20 protein-coding genes are annotated in these 18,926 nt (G+C 65.2%); 5 read left to right on the top strand and 15 right to left on the bottom strand.

What is annotated here, in order from left to right; genetic code table 11:
• Positions 1–109 precede the first annotated feature (109 nt).
• The 4 genes from hemF to clpS form a co-directional block, all read right to left on the bottom strand.
• Positions 110–1,003, bottom strand: coding sequence for an oxygen-dependent coproporphyrinogen oxidase (gene hemF, locus AC0IPL_RS13065; RefSeq protein ID WP_474274956.1), 894 nt, complete (start codon positions 1,001–1,003; stop codon positions 110–112).
• Positions 1,004–1,015: 12 nt separating this feature from the next.
• Entirely contained in the window at positions 1,016–1,822 is an 807-nt protein-coding gene (locus AC0IPL_RS13060; protein WP_474274955.1) for an SDR family NAD(P)-dependent oxidoreductase, read from the bottom strand.
• Between the two features lie 110 nt (positions 1,823–1,932).
• Positions 1,933–2,922: a class I SAM-dependent methyltransferase gene (locus AC0IPL_RS13055; RefSeq protein ID WP_474274954.1), complete on the bottom strand. Its 990-nt coding sequence runs from the start codon at positions 2,920–2,922 to the stop codon at positions 1,933–1,935.
• A gap of 15 nt (positions 2,923–2,937) precedes the next feature.
• Positions 2,938–3,279: an ATP-dependent Clp protease adapter ClpS gene (gene clpS, locus AC0IPL_RS13050; RefSeq protein ID WP_474274953.1), complete on the bottom strand. Its 342-nt coding sequence runs from the start codon at positions 3,277–3,279 to the stop codon at positions 2,938–2,940.
• A gap of 88 nt (positions 3,280–3,367) precedes the next feature.
• Between clpS and AC0IPL_RS13045 the strand changes: the two genes are divergently transcribed.
• The 3 genes from AC0IPL_RS13045 to AC0IPL_RS13035 all read left to right on the top strand — a co-directional run bounded on the left by AC0IPL_RS13045 (position 3,368) and on the right by AC0IPL_RS13035 (position 6,510).
• Entirely contained in the window at positions 3,368–4,081 is a 714-nt protein-coding gene (locus tag AC0IPL_RS13045) for an HAD family hydrolase (protein ID WP_474274952.1), read from the top strand.
• 69 nt (positions 4,082–4,150) lie between these two features.
• Entirely contained in the window at positions 4,151–4,471 is a 321-nt protein-coding gene (locus AC0IPL_RS13040) for a hypothetical protein (RefSeq protein ID WP_474274951.1), read from the top strand.
• Between the two features lie 431 nt (positions 4,472–4,902).
• Complete coding sequence (locus tag AC0IPL_RS13035; protein ID WP_474275052.1) at positions 4,903–6,510, top strand: D-alanyl-D-alanine carboxypeptidase family protein; 1,608 nt, start codon at positions 4,903–4,905, stop codon at positions 6,508–6,510.
• A gap of 289 nt (positions 6,511–6,799) precedes the next feature.
• Here the strand turns inward: AC0IPL_RS13035 and ccoS are convergent, their stop codons facing one another.
• The 5 genes from ccoS to AC0IPL_RS13010 form a co-directional block, all read right to left on the bottom strand.
• The gene (gene ccoS, locus AC0IPL_RS13030; protein WP_474274950.1) at positions 6,800–6,961 is read right to left on the bottom strand and encodes a cbb3-type cytochrome oxidase assembly protein CcoS; all 162 of its coding nucleotides are present in this window, start codon (positions 6,959–6,961) and stop codon (positions 6,800–6,802) included.
• Positions 6,962–6,995: 34 nt separating this feature from the next.
• Positions 6,996–9,173, bottom strand: coding sequence for a heavy metal translocating P-type ATPase (locus AC0IPL_RS13025; protein ID WP_474274949.1), 2,178 nt, complete (start codon positions 9,171–9,173; stop codon positions 6,996–6,998).
• A gap of 5 nt (positions 9,174–9,178) precedes the next feature.
• On the bottom strand, positions 9,179–9,643 hold the full coding sequence (locus tag AC0IPL_RS13020) for a FixH family protein (protein ID WP_474274948.1): 465 nt from the start codon (positions 9,641–9,643) through the stop codon (positions 9,179–9,181).
• A gap of 3 nt (positions 9,644–9,646) precedes the next feature.
• On the bottom strand, positions 9,647–11,122 hold the full coding sequence (gene ccoG, locus AC0IPL_RS13015) for a cytochrome c oxidase accessory protein CcoG (protein ID WP_474274947.1): 1,476 nt from the start codon (positions 11,120–11,122) through the stop codon (positions 9,647–9,649).
• A 197-nt stretch (positions 11,123–11,319) separates the two neighbouring features.
• Positions 11,320–12,198: a LysR family transcriptional regulator gene (locus tag AC0IPL_RS13010; protein WP_474274946.1), complete on the bottom strand. Its 879-nt coding sequence runs from the start codon at positions 12,196–12,198 to the stop codon at positions 11,320–11,322.
• Positions 12,199–12,657: 459 nt separating this feature from the next.
• Here AC0IPL_RS13010 and AC0IPL_RS13005 point away from each other — a divergent pair, with 459 nt between their 5' ends.
• The gene (locus AC0IPL_RS13005) at positions 12,658–13,350 is read left to right on the top strand and encodes a DUF2270 domain-containing protein (protein WP_474274945.1); all 693 of its coding nucleotides are present in this window, start codon (positions 12,658–12,660) and stop codon (positions 13,348–13,350) included.
• Positions 13,351–13,358: 8 nt separating this feature from the next.
• On the opposite strand, the gene AC0IPL_RS13000 is transcribed toward AC0IPL_RS13005, so the two are convergent.
• From AC0IPL_RS13000 to ccoN, 5 genes are all read right to left on the bottom strand, one after another.
• On the bottom strand, positions 13,359–13,775 hold the full coding sequence (locus tag AC0IPL_RS13000; protein ID WP_474274944.1) for a VOC family protein: 417 nt from the start codon (positions 13,773–13,775) through the stop codon (positions 13,359–13,361).
• 134 nt (positions 13,776–13,909) lie between these two features.
• Entirely contained in the window at positions 13,910–14,779 is an 870-nt protein-coding gene (ccoP, locus tag AC0IPL_RS12995) for a cytochrome-c oxidase, cbb3-type subunit III (protein WP_474274943.1), read from the bottom strand.
• On the bottom strand, positions 14,776–14,985 hold the full coding sequence (locus tag AC0IPL_RS12990) for a cbb3-type cytochrome c oxidase subunit 3 (protein WP_474274942.1): 210 nt from the start codon (positions 14,983–14,985) through the stop codon (positions 14,776–14,778). Before AC0IPL_RS12990 ends, ccoP begins: the two co-directional genes overlap by 4 nt.
• A gap of 11 nt (positions 14,986–14,996) precedes the next feature.
• Positions 14,997–15,725: a cytochrome-c oxidase, cbb3-type subunit II gene (ccoO, locus tag AC0IPL_RS12985; RefSeq protein ID WP_474274941.1), complete on the bottom strand. Its 729-nt coding sequence runs from the start codon at positions 15,723–15,725 to the stop codon at positions 14,997–14,999.
• A 14-nt stretch (positions 15,726–15,739) separates the two neighbouring features.
• On the bottom strand, positions 15,740–17,353 hold the full coding sequence (gene ccoN / locus AC0IPL_RS12980) for a cytochrome-c oxidase, cbb3-type subunit I (RefSeq protein WP_474274940.1): 1,614 nt from the start codon (positions 17,351–17,353) through the stop codon (positions 15,740–15,742).
• Between the two features lie 204 nt (positions 17,354–17,557).
• On the opposite strand from ccoN, the gene AC0IPL_RS12975 reads away from it, so the two are divergent.
• On the top strand, positions 17,558–18,397 hold the full coding sequence (locus AC0IPL_RS12975) for a universal stress protein (protein ID WP_474274939.1): 840 nt from the start codon (positions 17,558–17,560) through the stop codon (positions 18,395–18,397).
• Positions 18,398–18,459: 62 nt separating this feature from the next.
• Here the strand turns inward: AC0IPL_RS12975 and AC0IPL_RS12970 are convergent, their stop codons facing one another.
• Positions 18,460–18,717: a GlsB/YeaQ/YmgE family stress response membrane protein gene (locus tag AC0IPL_RS12970; protein WP_474274938.1), complete on the bottom strand. Its 258-nt coding sequence runs from the start codon at positions 18,715–18,717 to the stop codon at positions 18,460–18,462.
• Positions 18,718–18,926: the final 209 nt, after the last annotated feature.

Genomic DNA, 18,926 nt, shown 5'->3' with positions numbered 1-18,926 from the left:
GGAAAGTCGCGCATCGCAAACGGACATCAGCGCAAATCCGCCTCAAGGCAAAACGCGCCGCCCGGGAGCGGGACAGCGCGTTCAAAACTCTCAAAGGTCGGCCCTTGGCTCAGACCCACTTGGCCAGCGGCGGCAGGCTCATCAGCACCGCGTTTGCGTCATGGCCGGTTTCCAACCCGAACTTGGTGCCGCGGTCGTAGACAAGGTTGTATTCCGCATAAAGCCCGCGATGGATCAGTTGGGCGTCCTTGTCGGTGTCGTCAAAACTCTGCACCCGGCGCCGTTCCACCAGGGGCACAAAGGCCGGCAGGAAGGCGCGGCCGATGTCCTGTGTCAGGGCGAAATCCGCCGCCCAGTCGCCGCTGTTGCGGTCATCCATGAAGATGCCGCCAACCCCACGGGCGCGACCACGGTGGGGGATATAGAAATACTCATCCGCCCAGGCCTTGAGCCGCGGATAAAGCTCCGCCCCATGCGGCCCCAGATGCTGTTTCTGCTGGTGGTGAAAATGCGCGGTGTCTTCTTCGTATTCGATGCAGGGGTTCAGATCCGAGCCACCGCCGAACCACCAGCCATGCGGGGTCCAGAACATGCGGGTGTTCATATGCACCGCCGGCACATGCGGGTTGCGCATATGCGCAACCAAAGAGATTCCGGAGGCCCAGAACCGCGGGTCTTCCGTCATGCCCGGCAGCCCCTTGCGCGCTGCCATCGCGTGCTGGGCCCGTTCGCCCAGGGTTCCATACACCTCGGAGATATTGACGCCAACCTTTTCAAACACCCGGCCGCCGCGCATCACGCTCATCAGCCCGCCGCCGGCATCGCTGCCATCCTCGGCGCTGCGCGTCGTTTGCGTCACCTCAAAGCGGCCCGGTGCCATGTCCGAAAACGGCCCCTGATCATGGCTGGCTTCCAGCCCCTCGAAGGCGGCGACAATCTGGTCGCGCAACGCGCGGAACCAGGCGGCCGCCTGCGCCTTTTCTTCTGTCATCTCAAGCGTCATGGGACTGTCCAATCAATGTACCGGCGCCGCCACCGGGTCCAGCAGCGTGCGGCCGCCATCCAACGTCAGCACCTGCCCCGTCATGAAGCCGGACGCATCCGAGGCCAGGTATTGCGCGGTTTCCGTCAATTCGTTGGGCGAGGCGATGCGGCCCAGCGGCGTATGCGCCTCGATGTCCTGGCGATAGCTGCGGTTGTCTTTCAGCGTGCCCTGCATCGACGCGCTCATCACCGAGCCGAAGGCGATGGAATTGACACGGATCCGATGCGGCGCCAGCGCCACCGACAGCGAGCGCGTCGCCTGATCCAGCGCAGCGGAGGCCACCGAATAGGCCATCAGCTCCGGGTGGGTGCGCCGCGCCGCGATCGAGGACAGGCTGATGATGCTGCCCAGCGGTCCTTGGCCACCCTGGCTTTCCTCGCCCTGCTTGATCATCCGCTTGGCCACCTGCTGCGACAGGCGAATGGTGGGCAGCAGACTTTGGGTCAACAGCTGGTCCAGCGTGTCATCGGTCGGGTCCAGCGGGTCAGTGACCACCATCTGCCGTGCGCCGTTCACCAGAATGTCGACCCCGTCAAAGGCGTCGATGGTGGCCGAGAGCAGGTTGGCGATGGTCAGCCGCTCGCGCAGGTCGCCGGCAAAATAGCGGATGTTGCTGTCATCGGCCTGCGCGCCCAGCTCGGCCAGCAGCTGCGCCTCCTGGGTGTCGGCAAACATCACATTGGCCCCGGCGGCGGCGAACTGCTTGCCGATCGCCAGGCCGATTCCGCTGGAAGAACCGGTGACAATGGCGGTCTTGCCAGAGATTGAAAAGGACATGCGGTAGGCTCCCTTGGCCGTTTGACTGGCACATTTGACTGGCACGTTCGCAGGGCACGTTAGACCGGGGCGGCCGAATTGGAAACCGTCAGCCCCGAGAACGTGCACCGCTAGCGGCGGGCGCGCCGGGGCTTGGCGGCAGACAGGATCTTGAACCGGTTGTCGCCGCCCTCTTCGCGCACCTGGGCAAAGCGCTCGCCCAGGACTGCCTCATAGGGCAGATGCCGGTTGGCCACCATCCACAGGCTGCCACTGGCCGCCAGCATCGACGCTGCCGCACCGATAAAGGCCTGGCCCAGCGACGGTTCCGCCGCGCGGCCGGTGTGAAACGGCGGGTTCATCACCACCGTGTTCACCGTGCCCGGCGCTTTCCAGCCGCGCGCATCCACCCAGTGGAACTGCGCCCGGCTGTCTGGCAGGTTCTGCCGCGCGCAGGCCAGCGCGTGATAGTCGGCCTCTGCCAGATGCAGTTCCTCGACGCTCTCGCGCTTCAGAACCTCCGCCGACAGGTAGCCCCAGCCCGCGCCGAGATCCGCCACGCACCGCCCCAGCTTCTGCGGCAGTGCCGCCGCCAGCAGCGCCGACGCCGGGTCGACCCCATCGGCTGAAAACACGCCCGGCGCGGTGACGAACCCTTCGACCACCTTCGGTGCGGCGGGCAGCCAGTCGGACAGGTCGATGCCGCCGTCGATCCAGAACACCTTGCCATGGGCCTTGGAGATCGGCGCGGAGGGTGTGCCGCGCTGGCGCAGCGCCTTCAGCAGCGAATCAATTCCGTCAGTCTTTGCGCCATCAATCAACACCGGCCCATCCGTGGCCGCCGCGGCCTGCGCGACCAGCATCCGCGCCAGCAGCTTGGCGCGCGGCAGGAACACCACCGCGGCGGCAAATACGGCGCCGGGTTGTGCGGTCGGGGCGCAGTCATAGCCCTGCGCGGCAAAGTGGTCATGCTCTGGCCGCAGCGGCTGGATCACCTGCACGCGTGCCTTGGGCAACGCCGACAGATCATGGTCCGCGCGCGGGTGAAACACCGCGATGCGGCCGTCGGACGGCACGGCAAAGCCGCCCGTCTCAACGGCCAGTGACAGGCGTAGGGACATCTTGCAGCCTCTTGTTTAGTCTTCTTTTTCCATGGTGCATTGCAGCGGATGCTGCTGGCGGCGGGCAAAATCCATCACCTGGCCCACCTTGGTCTCGGCGACCTCATGGCTGAACACGCCAACCACCGCAACGCCCTTCTTGTGCACCGTCAGCATGATCTCGAACGCCTGCGCGTGCGTCATGCCAAAGAACCGCTCCAGCACCATCACCACGAATTCCATCGGGGTGTAGTCGTCGTTCAACAGCAGCACCTTGTAGCGCGGCGGGCGCTTGGTCTTGGGCCGCGTCTTGGTCAGGACACCGGCGTCGGTGTCGTCGTCTGAATGATCGGTCATCATTACGGTCTGCAGCGGCATAAGCAATTTGTTCCAGTGATGGATGGAATTTCCTGTGACGCTTATATAGCCTCTTGGGGGGGCAGGAAAAGAGACTGAGACACACAGATTGGCACGTAATTTGACAACAATCGGCTTTGATGCCGACGATACCCTTTGGCACAATGAACGGTTCTTTCGCGTGACCCAGGAACGCTTCGCCGAACTGCTGATGGATCACACCCCCGATGAGGTCGGCCCGGAGCAGCTGGACCGGCTGCTGCTGGACGCCGAAAAACGCAACCTCGGGCGCTATGGCTACGGGGTGAAGGGCTTTACCCTGTCGATGATTGAAACCGCGATCGAGGTGACCCAGGAGCAGGTGCCCGCCAGCGTGCTCAAAGAGCTGATCGTGGCCGGGCAGATGATGCTCTCCTACCCGATCGAGCTGCTGCCCCATGCCCGCGAGGCGGTGGAGGCGGCGGCCGCGCGCTACAAGGTGGTGCTGATTACCAAGGGCGACCTGCTGGATCAGGAACGCAAACTGGCGCAATCCGGCCTGGGCGAGCTGTTCGACGCGGTCGAAGTGGTGTCGGAAAAGACCGCCGAAGTCTACGGCGGCATTTTTGACCGCCACGGCAACGGCGCCGCCCGCGCCATGATGGTGGGCAATTCGATGCGCTCCGACGTGGTCGCCCCGATCGAGGCCGGTGCCTGGGGCACCTATGTCCCGCATGGGCTGGTCTGGGAGGTCGAGCACGCCGACACCCCCGCGGACAATCCCCGCTACACCGAGATTGCCGATCTCGGCGGTCTGGCGGCTCTGCTCGAGCGGATGGGATGATCGCATCCCCACACTGGACGCTGGCAGGTCGGGGCGCTATCCGGTTGAAAACCTGAAGGGAGCGCCCCAATGCCGCATGTGGAACTGAAATTCTCCGGCGACCTCGACATCGACGTCGAGTCGATTCTGGCAGAGACCGAAACCATCATCCGCGCCCATGACGACGGCGCCGGAGCGTGCAAGGGCCGCGCCTATCCCAGCGACCGGTTTCACCGCAGCCATGCCGCCCTGCGCGTCACTTTGCTGACCAAACCGCACCGCGATGCGGACTTTTGCGCCGCGCTGCTGGCGGATCTTGACGCCCGCATCGGCGCACGGATCGCCCAACCCTGCGCCTTCACCGTCGAACTGGACTTTTTCAGCCCGTTTTTCTCCGCACGCGATCTCTGAATGTGACCCCTCGGCCAGTATTACCAGGGAAAGTGCAAGTTTTTTTGGTAACCTTTTGTTAGCACTTGGCGCATCTAGCGGGCACGCGAATATAACCCACTAGATGCCGGCCAAATCCTGCCTTCGCCTGCGCGGGCGTGCTGCGGCGGCTGTTTATTCCTCATAAACCCTGTGGTACGTTTTTTGCATCAGGCAAAAATCGTCAGCCGGAAAACCGGCGACATGAGGCAAACATGGCAGTGAACACGCAGGTCAATCCGGCGGCGGGTCGGCATACCCGTACCCCGCGAGTCGGTTTCCGGTCGCTTCGCAACCGGCTTCTTCCTTTTCGATTCAACGCAACTCGGCGCCCCTCGTCGGGGCCGCAGGCGTCCGTGCGACCGGTCGCTGCGTGGCACGCCACGAGGTTGCGATGGGTCGTTGCCCTGCTGATGCTGGCGATGGCCGGGCTATCCCTGCCAGCGCGGCAGGCGGCTGCGGCGCCATATGCGGCCATGGTGATTGATGCCCGCACCGGCGAGGTGCTGCATTCGCGCAATGCCGACACCCGGCTGCACCCAGCGTCGCTGACCAAGATGATGACGCTCTACATCGCGTTCGAAGCGGTGCGTAACGGCGAGATCACACTGGACACCAAGGTTCGGATCAGCCGCAACGCCGCCGCCGAACCGCCGTCGAAACTGGGGCTGAAATCTGGGCAGAAGATCGCCTTTCGCTACCTGATTCGCGCCGCCGCCGTGAAATCCGCCAATGATGCCGCCACCGCCATCGGCGAGGCGCTGTCCGGCAGCGAGGCCGCCTTTACGCGCCGCATGGACCGCACCGCCAAGGCGCTGGGGATGAGCCGCACCACCTTCAAGAATGCCCATGGGCTCACTGCCAGCGGGCACCTGTCGACCGCGCGCGACATGACCACGCTGGGGCGGCACCTGCTGTATGATTATCCGGAATACTACAACCTGTTCTCGCGCCGCTCGACCCATGCGGGCATCCGCGAAGTGCCCAACACCAACCGTCGCCTGCTGGCCGCCTATCGCGGCGCCGACGGCATCAAGACGGGCTATACCCGCGCCGCGGGCTTCAACCTGGTGGCCTCGGCCAAACGTGGCGACGAGCGCATCATCGCCACCGTGTTCGGCGGCAAATCCACGGCGTCGCGCAATGCCAAGGTGGCAGAGCTGCTGGACCTCGGCTTCCGCCGCGCGCCCTCGCGGGCCAAGTTGCGCCGCCCGCAACGCCCCGCCTACATGGGCGCCGATGTGGTGGTGGCCGACAGCGGCGATGGCAGCAGCACTGGCGCCGCCGGCAAGACCCTGCGCGTCAGCGGTCAGGTGACCACCAGCCTGCGGCCCAAGCTGCGCCCCGCCAGTGGCGACTCGCCGGTTCTGGTGGCCGCGCTGGAGGAAGCCCTGCAGGCCCCCGAACCCGTGCTCGAGCCTCGCCCCCGGCCAGAGGATCTGGCAGCCGACACTGTGGATGTCGCCGCAGCCACGTCTGAGACCGCTGCGTCACAATCGGTCGACGATGCGGACGCGCAGCCCGGGGGCCAGATCGAAAACCTCCAGACTGTCAGCGCCGCGGGCGCCCCGATTGGCGACGCTGTTCTCAGCAGCATTGCTGCCGCCCTTGGCGAAACCGAGGTTCGCAACGCCGCCGCTCCCTCTTCGGTCTCCGCACAGATTCGCCCGGCGGTGCAGAAGCAGCCCTTCAGCGGACTGCGCCCTGTCGCCCGCCCTGCCCGTCTGGCCCAGGCGGAGCCGCAGCCGGAGCCGGTGGTGGTCACCCGCCTGTCGACCTCGGGCGGGCGCTACTGGGGGATCAATGTCGGCCTCTATACCAATCGCTACAAGGCAGAGAAGGTGCTGCTGCGCACGGCGCTGTCGGAACTGGAGACGCTTGACGGCTCCCTGCGCAAGGTCGCCAAAACCCGCCGCGGTTTCGAGGCGAATTTCCTCGGCATGAGCCAGCAACGCGCCGAGCTGGCCTGCCGCCGCCTCAACGCGCGCAACGTCGCTTGCAAGACCATCGGCCCCTCCTGACGCACAGGCCCGCGGCCCTGCCCTGAGGTGGCTTGCCCACCCGTCGAACACCCAAGGCGCCCCTCACAGGTGGCGCCTTTTTTCTCGCCCCCGCCCGGCTCCCAAACTGGCAGGCGCGGCTCCATGTCGCCCAGGTGGCCCTCCCGCCCCCGCGCAGGCGCTGGCGAAGGCCAGCACCCGCTGGCGGGGTTGGGCGTGGCACCGCGCCGTGGCGCGGTGCCACGCCCAACGGACGGCAGTCTTTTCGCAAGAAAAGACAGGCGGCGGACGGGAGCCCCCCGCCACACGATCAATCCGGGCGCGGCTTATCATCCCAGTCGTCACTCAGGATCCGGCGGGAATCCCCCTCCGGGTCGTCATACTGGTTGCTGCGCACCGTATAAACAAAGGCCACCAGCCCCACCAATCCGAGGAACAGCGAAATCGGGATCAGATAGGCAAGCACACTCATGTTTGGTTTCGCTCCAGTTTGGCCCCTGTGACGTTCAGCGCAGGCGCAGCGCATTCAGCGACACGGTGATCGAAGACGTAGACATCGCCAGCGCCGCGATCAAGGGCGTCGCAAGACCCGCAATCGCCAGCGGCACCGCCACCACGTTGTACAGCGTCGCAATGCGGAAATTCTCGCGGATCCGGCGGGTCGCTTTCTGCGCCACGCCGCAGGCTTCGGCGATGGGCGTCAAATCCTGTCCCAGCAACACGATGTCCGACGCCACCCGCGCCGCGTCCAGCGCCGACGCGGGCGAAATCGACACATGTGCCACCGCCAGCGCCGCGGTATCATTCAACCCGTCACCAACCATCAGCACCTTGTGCCCCTGGTCCGTCAGCTGCTGCACGCGGGCGGATTTCTCCTGCGGCAGCGCCTCGGCCACCCAACGGCTCACCCCCAGCCGGGTGGCCAGATCCTCAACCACACCAGTGGCGTCGCCGGAGATCAGCAGCACCGATTTGCCCGCCGCCTGCAAGGCCTCAACCGCCGCCGCAGCACCGGGGCGCAGCGCATCGGTGAACAGGAACGGCTGCGGCCGCCCGCGCCCGGTGTCGAGCCAGGCCGCCGTCTGGCGGCCCTGCTGTGCCCCCACCCAGGCGGCCCGCCCCAGACGCACGGCGCGGCCGCGGTAGCGCCCTTGCGTGCCATGTCCCGGCACCTCTGCAATCTGCTGCACATCTGCCGGCGCGACCCCTGCGGCGCGCGCCGCACGGGCGAGCGCGACCGACAACGGATGCGCCGAACCATCGGCCAGTGCCAGCGCAATCGCCAGATCCTCGGCGGAGTGATCGTCCAGATTGGCCAGCTGCGGCGTGCCCTCGGTCAGCGTGCCGGTCTTGTCAAAAACGACCGTATCGACCTCTGCCAGCCGCTCCAGGGCGGTGGCGTGTTTGATCAGCATGCCGCGCTTGAACAACCGCCCCGAGGCGGCGGTGGTCACCGCGGGCACCGCAAGGCCCAGCGCGCAGGGACAGGTGATGATCAGCACCGCCGCCGCGATGTTCAGCGCCATGCGGATGTCGAAGGTCCACAGGTACCAGCCGGCAAAGGCCAGCGCCGACAGGATATGCACGCCCGGCGCATAGAGCTTCGCCGCCCTGTCCGCCAGCGAGGTATAACGCGACCGTCCTGATTCCGCGATTGCCACCAGATCCGCCATCCGGTGCAGCGAGCTGTCCTCGCCCACCGCCGTGGCGCGGATGGTCAGCGGTCCGGTCAGGTTGACCTCGCCCGCGGACACCAAAAACCCCGGCTGCGCATAGACCGGCAGCGTCTCGCCCGTCAGCAAAGACCGGTCCAGTTCCGACTGGCCCTCCACGATCTCCCCGTCCACCGGCATCCGCCCGCCGGGACGCACCCGGATCACATCGCCGATCGTCAGCTCCGCGACTGGCCGCTCCTGCTCTGCGCCGTCCTCCAGACGAATGGCGCGGGGCACCTCCAGGGCCGCCAGCTCCTCTGCCGCGGAGCGTGCCACGGCGCGGGTGCGGTAATCGAGGTAGCGGCCCGCCAGCAAAAAGAAGGTCAGCGTCAGCGCCGCGTCGAAATAGGCGTGTTCTCCTGACAGCGCGGTCTCCCAAAGGGAGGTCACCAGCGCCAGCCCCAGCGCCAGAACGATCGGCACATCCATGTTCAACCGCCCCACCCGCAGGGCGCTCCAGGCGTTGCGGAAAAACGGCTGGGCAGAAAAAAGGATCGCCGGAAAGGTGATCGCGGCGGAAATCCAGTGGAACAGGTCGCGCGTGGCATCCGACGCCCCGGACCAGACCGAGACGGACAGCAGCATCACGTTCATCGACGCAAAGAAGGCCACCGCCAGTCGCATCAGAAGATCGCGCCCGGCCCGGTCGCTCTGCGTCGTCGCCAGCGCCGCCAAGTCCAGTTCATGTGCCTCATGGCCAACCGCCGCCAAAACCGGGATCAGGTCGGCCGCGCGCAGTTCTGGCTCCGCCTCAATCAGGGCGCGTTTCAGGGTCAGGTTCACCCGCGCCGAATGCACCGCCGGATGCGCGTTCAGCGTGCTTTCGACCGTCGAGATGCAGGCCTGACAGTGAATGCCCGGCAGCGACAGCGCCAGCCGCGCGTCGGCCGGCGGCGCTGCGGTTGCGGCTTGCGGGGCGGCCACGCAGGCCGGGCAGGCGGCCAGGGCGGGGCGAAGCTGTGCGGTCATCGCCGTCAGCCCTTTACGTGCAGGATCACCCGCTGGGTGAACTCGGTGCCATTTGCGGCCCGCGCCACCATGCGGATGTTCCAGTTGCCCGGTCCCAGATCGGCCGACGCCACATAGGCCGTGCCGTCAAAGATGAACTGCGGTTCCTGATCGTCCAGCACATGGGTAGCGCGGCCCAGCGTTGCGCTGAGCTTGGCGACCTCGACCGGGTTGCCCTGCGCGTCGGAGATCTCCAGCCGGACCTGATCGCCCTGCGCGGAGGCATAGACCGACCAGCCCAGCGCCTCTTGCGCGCTGCGACGCTGATCAAACTGCTGACTGGCGACATAGGAGTTTTTCACCTCCAGCCCCGGAAAGGTTTTCACCGCATTCACCGCCAGCGCGATGTTCACGCCGATAATCACTGCAAAAGCACCGCAGAACAGCATCAACGCATGCTTTCCGGTGAATTCCCGTGTTTGCTCAGCCATGGTTCAATTCCCCCGTCCGTTGAAGCTGCTGTCCTTGTGGGCGCGTTCGCCGCTGAGCTGGTCTTCCACCCAGATCCGCACCGGGGTCGCCGCTGCCACCGCGGATGCAGCCTCTGGCGGGGCCACGATATAGACCCGTTGCAGCAGAGCGCTGTCGGCGGGCACCTCGACGGTGGTGCCGTCGACGCCCTCCAGCTCGATCTGCATGGCGGCGCCACCCTTGATCGACAGTGTGAAGGGACGCGGCTCGCCATGCTTGTTGCGCAGCCGCACGTCATAGGTGTTGCGGATCGATCCGTCGGACAGGGTGACATAGGTCGGGTTGCGCACCGGCGCGACGGTCAGCTCAATGGCGGCGCGGATGAACAGGGCAAACACCAGCCCCAGACCAACCAGCCCCCACAGGGCCGTGTAAAGCACCGTGCGCGGGCGCAGGATGTGTTTCCAGATGTTTCGGGGCGGCTTGCCTGCGCGCTCCTCCGCCTCATCCGACAGCGCCATATAGTCGATCAGCCCGCGCGGTTTGCCGATCCGGGCCATTACGTCGTCACAGGCGTCGATGCACAGCGCACAAGTGATGCATTCCATCTGCTGGCCGTCGCGGATGTCGATGCCCACCGGGCAGACGTTGACGCAGGCCATGCAATCGATGCAATCACCCTGCGGCGTCGGCACAGCGGCGGCGGGAGCGGCGGTGGCAGGAACGGCGGCGGCTGTCGCGGGCGTCTTTTTCAGCTTGCCGCGCGGCTCTCCGCGCCAGTCGCGATAGCCGACGGTCAGGGTGTCCTCATCCATCATCGCCGCCTGAATGCGCGGCCAGGGACAAGCGTAGATGCAGATCTGCTCACGCGCGAAGCCGCCAAAGAAAAAGGTGGTCAGCGTCAGGATCAGCATGGTCGTATAGGCCACGGGGTGGGCATTCAGCGTCACCAGGTCGCGCAGCAACGTCGGCGCATCTGCGAAATAGAACACCCAGGCACCGCCGGTGGCGAGTCCGATCAGCAACCAGGCGATCCATTTGGTGACGCGCAGCCGGGCCTTGCGCAGATCCCAGCCCTGCTGCCGGTGCAACCGCAGCCGCGCGTTGCGGTCCCCTTCGATCCAGCGTTCCACCAGGATGAACAGGTCGGTCCAGACGGTTTGCGGACAGGCATAGCCGCACCAGACCCGCCCCAGCGCCGAGGTGAACAGGAACAACCCCAGTCCTGCCATGATCAGCAGGCCCGCAACGAAATAGAACTCATGCGGCCAGATTTCGATCCAGAAGAAATAGAACCGCCGCCCGGCCAGATCCAGCAATACCGCCTGATCCGGCAGGCTGGGGCCGCGGTCCCAGCGGATCCAGGGCGTCAGGTAATAGATCCCTAGCGTCACCGCCATGATGTACCACTTCAGGTTCCGAAACTTACCGGAGACGCGCCGCGGAAAAATCGGCTCACGTGCGGCATACAGGCTGGGTGCGGGTTCTGAATCGCTCACGGACTCACTCCGGATTATGGCTGTCTTGCGCCCTTGTCCCAGATGCGGCGAGCGGCAACTTTGACGTGGATCAAAAAAGACATGACACAATCATGTTTTCGCGCCGAACCTGATGTCCCGCAGGCAATCCGCCACCTATGCCTGTGCGCACCCCCCGCCAGAGGCACGATGCCGCAGAGCCTCCCCCTGACCTGCGGCTATTGCGCCCGCCCCCGTTCACGCCGCAACCACGCGATGAAAGCGCGGGCCTCGGGGCGCAGAACACCGGGGCGCGTGACGATGTGATAGCCGCTGCCCTCCGCTTCGGTGAACAGGGCCAGCAGGCGCCCCTCGGCGAGGTCTTCCTCGACGAAGTTCTGCACGCTGACCGCCACCCCCTGCCCGGCCCGAACGGCCTGCATCAACAGGTTGCCGGGCAACCGGGTGCGCGGGCCACGAAAACTGTCCTCGACCCCTTGCGAGCGGAACCACCGACTGGCCTCATTGGTGCCCAGTTCTTCGAGCCAAGGCAGATCCAGCAGATCCGCCGCAGTGTCGACCCGACGCCCCGCCAGCAACTGCGGCGCCGCAAGCACCACCATGGGCGAGGCCAGCAGCAGTTCCGCCTCCAGCCCCGGCCACTGGCCATCGCCATAGCGCAGCGCAATCTCCACGCCGCCGGGCTTCAGCTCCACCAAGGCGCCGGACGGGTCCAGTACCAGCTCGGTCTCCGGGTGTTCGGCCTGAAAGCCCGGCAACCGCGGCACCAGCCATTGTGCCGCAAAACTGGGGGTGCAGGTCACATGCAACGGGCGGGCGGCGCTGGCGCCAGTCAGCTCCTGCACCGCCGCCTGGATCGCCCCGAACCCCAGCGCCAGCGCGCGCGCCAGCCGTGTGCCTTCGGCCGTCAACGTCAGCGAGCGCCCGCTACGGTCCACCAGCGCCACGCCCAGATGCGCCTCCAGCGCGCGCAGCTGCTGGCTGATGGCAGCATGGCTGACATTCAACGCCTGCCCTGCCTGCACCAGATTGCCGGTTTCAGCAAAGGCGGCAAAGGCGCGCAGGCCTGCCATCGGCGGCATCACCTTCCAATCCATATGTAAGCCTGACTTACATTTGATGATTTTTCTTAACTGGCAGGAATCGCCCCTGCGGGCAAGGATGGAGATGTTCAGAGACCTCACCACTCGCCCACAGGAGCGCCCAGACATGATTGGTATTCTTGCACAGAGCCTGTTCACCGCAACACGGATCACCCCGCCGCAGGCCGACACCGCCCGCCCTCAGACCTCGCCGCCGCGCAGCGCAGACAAAAAAAGCGTCGGCTCTCCGGGAAACGCGCGAACAGTTCGGAAAGCCGACGCAGCGCCCGCCGGGCCTGCACGTCTGCCTGGCGGGATCACATGCCACCCCTGAAGGGGATCATGGGGGCGACGATGGCGTGTCTGACACAGCTGTACCGCCGACCGCGCGCAGGTGATTTGATCCCGATCAAACCGCCGCGCCAAGCTGGGTAAAAACTTGCCCTGACTGAATAATAAACCTACGCTCGGGGCATGGGGACACAACAGCCTGCACCACAACCGGGCCCGCCACGCGCTGAGCTGACCGCGGCAGAGATCGGCGCGTTGGCGCACCTCTACCGGGGCGAAATCTATCGCAGCACCATCTGGCGCACGCGGCTGGACACCACCACCAACTGGGCCGTGGTCACGCTCGGGGTGGCGCTGTCGATCTCTTATTCCTCGCCCGAGGCCTCCCCGCTGCCGCTGATACTGGTCGGGGTGCTGATCATTTTCTTCCTGATGCTGGAGGCGCGGCGCTATCGCTATTTCAACGTCTTCCGCGCCCGCGCCCGCTGGATGGAAACGCATTTCTATGCACCGATGCTGACAGAGGGCGACCTGCACCTCGAAGACAACTGGCAGATCGTGTTGGCCGAGGATTACCTGCGCCCCGACTATCACGTCAGCCATATGACCGCGATCGGGCGCCGGATTCGGCGCAATTACTTCTGGATCCTGCTGATCCAGACCCTCGCCTATGCTGGCAAGATCGCGGTGCATCCCACCGGGGTCACCTCGCTGGAGCAGGCCATTCGCCGCGCCGACATCGGCCCGTTTCCGGGCGAGCTGGTGCTGGCGACGGGTGGTTTTTACGTGCTGTTGTGGGCGGGCATCAGCGCCTGGAGCACCTGGAGCGACAGCACCCGCGCGCAGCTGCGCGGCAATACGACCTCAATGGGGTGACGTGCGTGCTATCCGGCGCGCCCCGGGTCCTGCGGGTTGCTGGAAAACAGCGCGATCTTGTTGCCCTGGGGATCCCGCAGGTAGCCGACATAGAACCGCGGCCCGTACGCGGCGCGAAAGCCCGGCGCGCCCTCGTCAGATCCGCCCGCCGCCAGTGCCGCGGCATGCAGCGCGCGCACCTGGCTTTGGCTCTGGGCCTCAAATGCCACCATGGCCCCGTTACCGGCCGAGGCCGGTTGCCCGTCAAAGGTTGGCTTGACGTAGAAATCCGGCAGGACCGGCGCCTGCCCCGGTGTCACCGGCAGGGCAAAACTCAGCCCCTCTGAACCCTCCCGCAGCTGGTAGCCAAGAGCGGGCAGAAACGCGGAATAGAACCGTTTCGCAAGCGCAATGTCATCCGCGCCAACCGTGACATAGGCGATCATCTGTCGGCTGCCTCCCTCCAGGATACTGGCGCATTGAACCGCGGTTGCAGCCCTGCCGCAAGCTTGGAGGTTTCTGCAAAAAAGGGCCGCCCCGCCAGAGCAGCCCTTTTTGGTGTTGCGGTGGACAGCCCGGCTTACTCGCCGCCGCCCAGCTGATGCACATAGGCCGAGACCGCGCGGATCTGCGCCTCTGTCAGGCGGCTGTTCCAGGCCGGCATCACCCCATAACGCGCGTTGTTCACCGTGTCGGTCAGGCTGGCGTAATCGCCCCCATAGAGCCAGATCGCATCCGCCAGGTTCGGCGCGCCCTGGCTGCGGTCGCCAGTGCCGTCCTCACCGTGGCAAGAGGCGCAATTGTCGGCAAAGACCCCGGCCCCGGCTGCAACCTGGGTCGCATCCTGCGGCTCCCCCGACAGCGACATCACGAAGTTCACGACTTGCGAGATCTCTTCCTTCTCAAGCAGCTCATCCCGGCCAAAGGCAGGCATCTCGGAATAGCGCGCGTCGTCGCTGTCTTCGTTGCGGATGCCGTGCGCGATTGTGGCGTGGATGTCCTGCACCGTGCCGCCCCACAGCCAGTCATCGTCCAGCAAGTTGGGGTAACCTTTGGCCCCTGCCGCACCCGACCCGTGGCACTGGGCGCACCAGGTCTTGAACACCGCAGATCCCGACGACACCGCATAGGGGCCAAGCTCCGCGTCGCTGCCGATGGCCACCAGCTCCGCCCCTTCCAGCCGGGCGTTCATCGGTGCGTTGGCGGCCTCCACCGCGGCGATTTCTGCGGCCACGTCGGCACGGGTTGACCAGCCCAGCACCCCAGCGGTGGCACCGTTGATCAGCGGCCACGCGGGATAGGCAATGGTGTAAAGAACCCCCCAGATGATGGTGGCATAGAAGGTCCACAGCCACCAGCGCGGCATCGGGTTGTCGAATTCCTCGATCCCGTCCCACTCATGTCCGGTGGTGTTGGGATCATCCTCGAATTTCTGCGCTTTCTTGCTCATGCCTGCGCCTCCTTCTTGGCAGCGGCGTCAGCCGGTCCGGCGGGTGCGGGTGCATCGTCGTGCCGGAACGGGATATTGGCGGTGTCGCGGTAAACCTTGGTGCTGCCAGGCCGGAAGGCCCAGATCACCACACCGATGAAAAAGCTCAGCAGAAACAGCATCATCCAGCTGTCCGCAAATTGCCTGAGAAGCGTATAGAGTTCCATCTCTGCCCCCTTTACCGGCTTGCGTCCGGGGTGAAGGTCGAGAAATCGACCAGCGTCCCCAGCATTTGCAGATAGGCAATCAGCGCGTCCGCCTCAGAGACCCCCGGCTGGCCATCAAAGTTGCGCACGTTGACGCTGTCGCCATAGCGCTCCAGCAGCCCGTCGTAGTCGCTGTCGGGATCCGCCTGGGCGCGGAAGTCGGCCTGCGCCTGCTCTACCATCTCATCCGTGTAGGGCGTGCCGAGCATGGCGTTGGTGGCCATCACTTCGCCGATATAGCGGCCATCAATGCGGGTCTTCTCAAGGAAGCCATATTTCGGCATCACCGATTCCGGCACCACCGCCTGCGGATCGCGCAGGTGATCGACGTGCCATTCGTCCGAGTAACGGCCGCCGACACGGGCCAGATCCGGGCCAGTCCGCTTGGACCCCCACTGGAACGGCCGGTCATACATCGACTCGGCTGCCAGCGAGTAATGGCCGTAGCGTTCGACCTCGTCGCGCATCGGGCGGATCATCTGGCTGTGACAGACATAACATCCCTCCCGGATGTAGATGTCGCGGCCCTCCAGCTCCAGCGGGGTGTAGGGGCGCATGCCCTCCACCTTCTCGATGGTGTTTTCCAGGTAGAACAGCGGCGTGATCTGCACCAGCCCGCCAATGGTCACCACCAGGAAACTGCACACCAAGAGCAGCGTCGCGTTGGTCTCGAGTATCTTGTGTTTGTCGAGAATGGACATGATTTCCTGGCTCCTTATTCAGCCGGGACAGATGCCGTCAGGCTGGCTTCTTTGGCCGGCGCCCTACGGACAGTCATCCAGAGGTTGTAGCACATGATGATGGCACCAGCGAGGAACATGACCCCGCCCAAACCCCGCACCACATACATCGGGAATTTCGCGGCAACGGTGTCGGCAAAGGAGTTCACCAGGAAGCCATTGGCATCCACTTCACGCCACATCAGGCCTTCCATGATGCCGGTGACCCACATCGACGCGGCGTAGAGAACGATGCCGATGGTGGCGAGCCAGAAGTGCCAGCTGACCAGCGACAGCGAATACAGCCGCTCGCGCTTCCACAGCACCGGCACCAGGTAGTACAGCGCGCCAAAGGTAATCATGCCGTTCCAGCCGAGCGCGCCGGAATGCACGTGGCCGATGGTCCAGTCGGTGTAATGCGACAGCGAGTTCACCGCGCGGATCGACATCATCGGACCCTCAAAGGTGGACATGCCGTAGAAGCCAACCGAGATCACCATCATGCGGATCACAGGGTCCGTGCGCAGCTTGTCCCAGGCCCCCGACAGGGTCATCAGACCGTTGATCATGCCGCCCCAGGAAGGCATCCACAGGATCACCGACATCACCATGCCCAGGGTCGAGGCCCAGTCCGGCAGCGCGGTATAATGCAGGTGGTGCGGACCGGCCCAGATGTACAGAAAGATCAGCGCCCAGAAGTGGATGATCGACAGCTTGTAGCTGAACACCGGGCGCTCGGCCTGTTTCGGGATGAAGTAATACATCATCCCCAGGAAGCCCGCAGTCAGGAAGAAGCCGACGGCGTTGTGGCCGTACCACCACTGGATCATCGCATCCTGCACGCCGGGCCAGACAATCACCGACTTGGACCCCCAGATCGACACCGGAATGGTCATGTTGTTGACCACATGCAGCATGGCCACGGTGACGATGAAGGCCATGTAGAACCAGTTCGCCACATAGATATGCGGCTCCTTGCGTTTGATGACCGTGCCCAGAAAGACCGCCAGATAGGCCACCCAGACAATGGTCAGCCACAGGTCGACGTGCCATTCGGGTTCAGCATATTCCTTCGACTGGGTCGAGCCGAACAGATAGCCGGTCGCCGCCAGCACGATGAACAGCTGATAGCCCCAGAACACGAACCACGCCAGATTGCCGCCCCACAGCCGCGCCGCACAGGTGCGCTGCACCACGTAGAACGACGTGGCGATCAGCGCATTGCCGCCAAAGGCAAAGATCACCGCCGAGGTGTGCAGCGGCCGCAGGCGCCCAAAGTTGGCCAGCCCTTCGGCCCATTCAAAGTTCAGCGCCGGAAAGGCCAGCTGGAACGCAATGAAGGTCCCGACCAGAAAGCCGACCACGCCCCAGAAGGCGGTGGCGATGGTGCCAGCGCGGATCACGCTGTCGAAATACGCGTTCTGCGGATGCGCCACCGTTGCCGGGGCTGGCTCGCCGGTCTGGCGCAGCGTGTGGAGAAACAGCCCACCGGCCACGATCATCACGATGACCGCATGCACCTGATAGGCCAGATCGCGCGCGTAATTGGTGCCAATCATCGCAAACAGCGTGATCAGACCAAGCGCTATCAGCTTGATATAATTAGACATCTTGCGTCCCTTTGCCCGCACTCCGCGAATCTTGCGTCCCGGAGGCATGTTTTGTCCGCACCCTTGATGCCGCGGGCCCGTTTTTGCCGCCTTGATCTGCATCAAGACACGTCAGGACGACATGTGACACTTCTGCCAGTGCAGTGAATTGTCGCGCCCGCCCCCCCTGCGGCGGCTGGTGCAGGCCAGGCAGGAGACCTCCGAATGTGCTACAAATCCGTGTTAACCGTCTTGTCCACCGCCGAGGGCGCGGACGCCCCGCTGGCCCAGGTCGCGGCGCTGGCCGACGTCTTTGACGCCCATGCCGAGGCGCTGTGCCTGGGCGTCGACCGCACCCAGACCGGCTATTACTACGCCGGGGCCAATGCGCTGGTGCTGCAGGAAACCCTGGCCCGCGCCGAGGAAGAGGCCGCCCTCGCCGAGACCTACGCCGAGCAGCAGCTGCGGGCGGCAGGGGTGCCGTTCTCCACCGAGACCGGCCTGGCCCAGATCGCAGACATCGGCCGCCACGTGGCGCGCCGCGCCCGGTTCTCGGATCTGGTGGTGCTAGGTCAGCCCTATGGCGCGGCCAAACGCGCCGAGGCGGCCCCCATCGTTGAAGCCGCCCTGTTCGAGGCCCGCGCGCCGGTTCTTGTGGTGCCGGACGAGGCCACGCCGCTGCGGCGCCCGACCACCGTGCTGCTGGCCTGGAACGAGAGCATGGAGGCGATGGCCGCAATCCGCCACGCGTTGCCGTTTCTTCAGGCTGCCGAGCTGGTGCGACTCGTCGTGATCGAACCGCCGCAGCACAGCCCCGAGCGCTCGGATCCCGGCGGCATGCTGGCGCAGATGCTGGCCCGCCACGGCGTCACTTGCGAGATCGACGTGCTCAGCAAGACCTTGCCGCGGGTGTCGGACGTGCTGAACCGCCATGCCACCGACACCGCCGCCGACCTGATCGTGATGGGCGCCTACGGGCATTCCCGCTTCCGCGAAGCAATCCTGGGCGGGGCCACCCGCACGATGCTGGAACAGGCCAAGCTTCCGGTTCTGATGGCGCATTAGGCGCGCAGGTCAGCAGGGCCGCGCTGGACAAAAGAGGCGCCCCTTCGCGGGCGCCTTGCGGCTCAGCGGGCCTTGCGGACCAAGCCAATCAGGAACAGCAGGATCACCGCGCCAATGGTGGCATGGACCAGCGACCAGAAAAAACCACCGCCCGCAGCGAACCCCAGCGCCGGAAAGATGAGTCCGGCCAGAAAGGCGCCCACCACACCGACAATGATATTGCCAAGCAGGCCAAAACCGCGGCCCTGCATGATCTTGCCCGACAGCCAGCCGGCCAGCGCTCCGACGATCAGCATCCCGATAAGACTTCCGAACTGCATTCCGGCCTCCTCTGTGTTGTGCCTCGCCCACTAGAGCACAACCGCCCGTCGCGGTCAGCCCGCTCTGTGCGGAAATGCCGTCCTGAAGCTGCAGCGGCAGGCTCCCGCCCGTCGTCCGCCTTTTGGGGCAAAAGGCATCCTCCCGTTGGGCGTGGGAACGCTTTTTTGTGTCACGCCCCAAAATGCCCAACACTTCAGCACAAACAGGA

Source organism: Leisingera sp. SA32 (assembly GCF_056033425.1).
Note: the sequence above shows the minus strand (reverse complement) of the source record. Positions and strands in the feature narration are given on the sequence as shown.

What these genes read in the sequence shown, in the direction of transcription:
- AC0IPL_RS13010 (WP_474274946.1), bottom strand. Translation starts at nt 12,198, where the DNA reads ATGGATTGGAAGGTGATGCCGCCGATGGCAGGCCTGCGCGCCTTTGCC.
- ccoS (WP_474274950.1), bottom strand. Translation starts at nt 6,961, where the DNA reads ATGAGTGTGCTTGCCTATCTGATCCCGATTTCGCTGTTCCTCGGATTG.
- AC0IPL_RS13060 (WP_474274955.1), bottom strand. Translation starts at nt 1,822, where the DNA reads ATGTCCTTTTCAATCTCTGGCAAGACCGCCATTGTCACCGGTTCTTCC.
- AC0IPL_RS13040 (WP_474274951.1), top strand. Translation starts at nt 4,151, where the DNA reads ATGCCGCATGTGGAACTGAAATTCTCCGGCGACCTCGACATCGACGTC.
- ccoP (WP_474274943.1), bottom strand. Translation starts at nt 14,779, where the DNA reads ATGAGCAAGAAAGCGCAGAAATTCGAGGATGATCCCAACACCACCGGA.
- AC0IPL_RS12975 (WP_474274939.1), top strand. Translation starts at nt 17,558, where the DNA reads ATGTGCTACAAATCCGTGTTAACCGTCTTGTCCACCGCCGAGGGCGCG.
- AC0IPL_RS12970 (WP_474274938.1), bottom strand. Translation starts at nt 18,717, where the DNA reads ATGCAGTTCGGAAGTCTTATCGGGATGCTGATCGTCGGAGCGCTGGCC.
- AC0IPL_RS13020 (WP_474274948.1), bottom strand. Translation starts at nt 9,643, where the DNA reads ATGGCTGAGCAAACACGGGAATTCACCGGAAAGCATGCGTTGATGCTG.
- AC0IPL_RS13035 (WP_474275052.1), top strand. Translation starts at nt 4,903, where the DNA reads ATGCTGGCGATGGCCGGGCTATCCCTGCCAGCGCGGCAGGCGGCTGCG.
- ccoN (WP_474274940.1), bottom strand. Translation starts at nt 17,353, where the DNA reads ATGTCTAATTATATCAAGCTGATAGCGCTTGGTCTGATCACGCTGTTT.
- clpS (WP_474274953.1), bottom strand. Translation starts at nt 3,279, where the DNA reads ATGCCGCTGCAGACCGTAATGATGACCGATCATTCAGACGACGACACC.
- AC0IPL_RS13025 (WP_474274949.1), bottom strand. Translation starts at nt 9,173, where the DNA reads ATGACCGCACAGCTTCGCCCCGCCCTGGCCGCCTGCCCGGCCTGCGTG.
- ccoO (WP_474274941.1), bottom strand. Translation starts at nt 15,725, where the DNA reads ATGTCCATTCTCGACAAACACAAGATACTCGAGACCAACGCGACGCTG.
- hemF (WP_474274956.1), bottom strand. Translation starts at nt 1,003, where the DNA reads ATGACGCTTGAGATGACAGAAGAAAAGGCGCAGGCGGCCGCCTGGTTC.
- AC0IPL_RS12990 (WP_474274942.1), bottom strand. Translation starts at nt 14,985, where the DNA reads ATGGAACTCTATACGCTTCTCAGGCAATTTGCGGACAGCTGGATGATG.
- AC0IPL_RS13055 (WP_474274954.1), bottom strand. Translation starts at nt 2,922, where the DNA reads ATGTCCCTACGCCTGTCACTGGCCGTTGAGACGGGCGGCTTTGCCGTG.
- AC0IPL_RS13000 (WP_474274944.1), bottom strand. Translation starts at nt 13,775, where the DNA reads ATGATCGCCTATGTCACGGTTGGCGCGGATGACATTGCGCTTGCGAAA.
- AC0IPL_RS13005 (WP_474274945.1), top strand. Translation starts at nt 12,658, where the DNA reads ATGGGGACACAACAGCCTGCACCACAACCGGGCCCGCCACGCGCTGAG.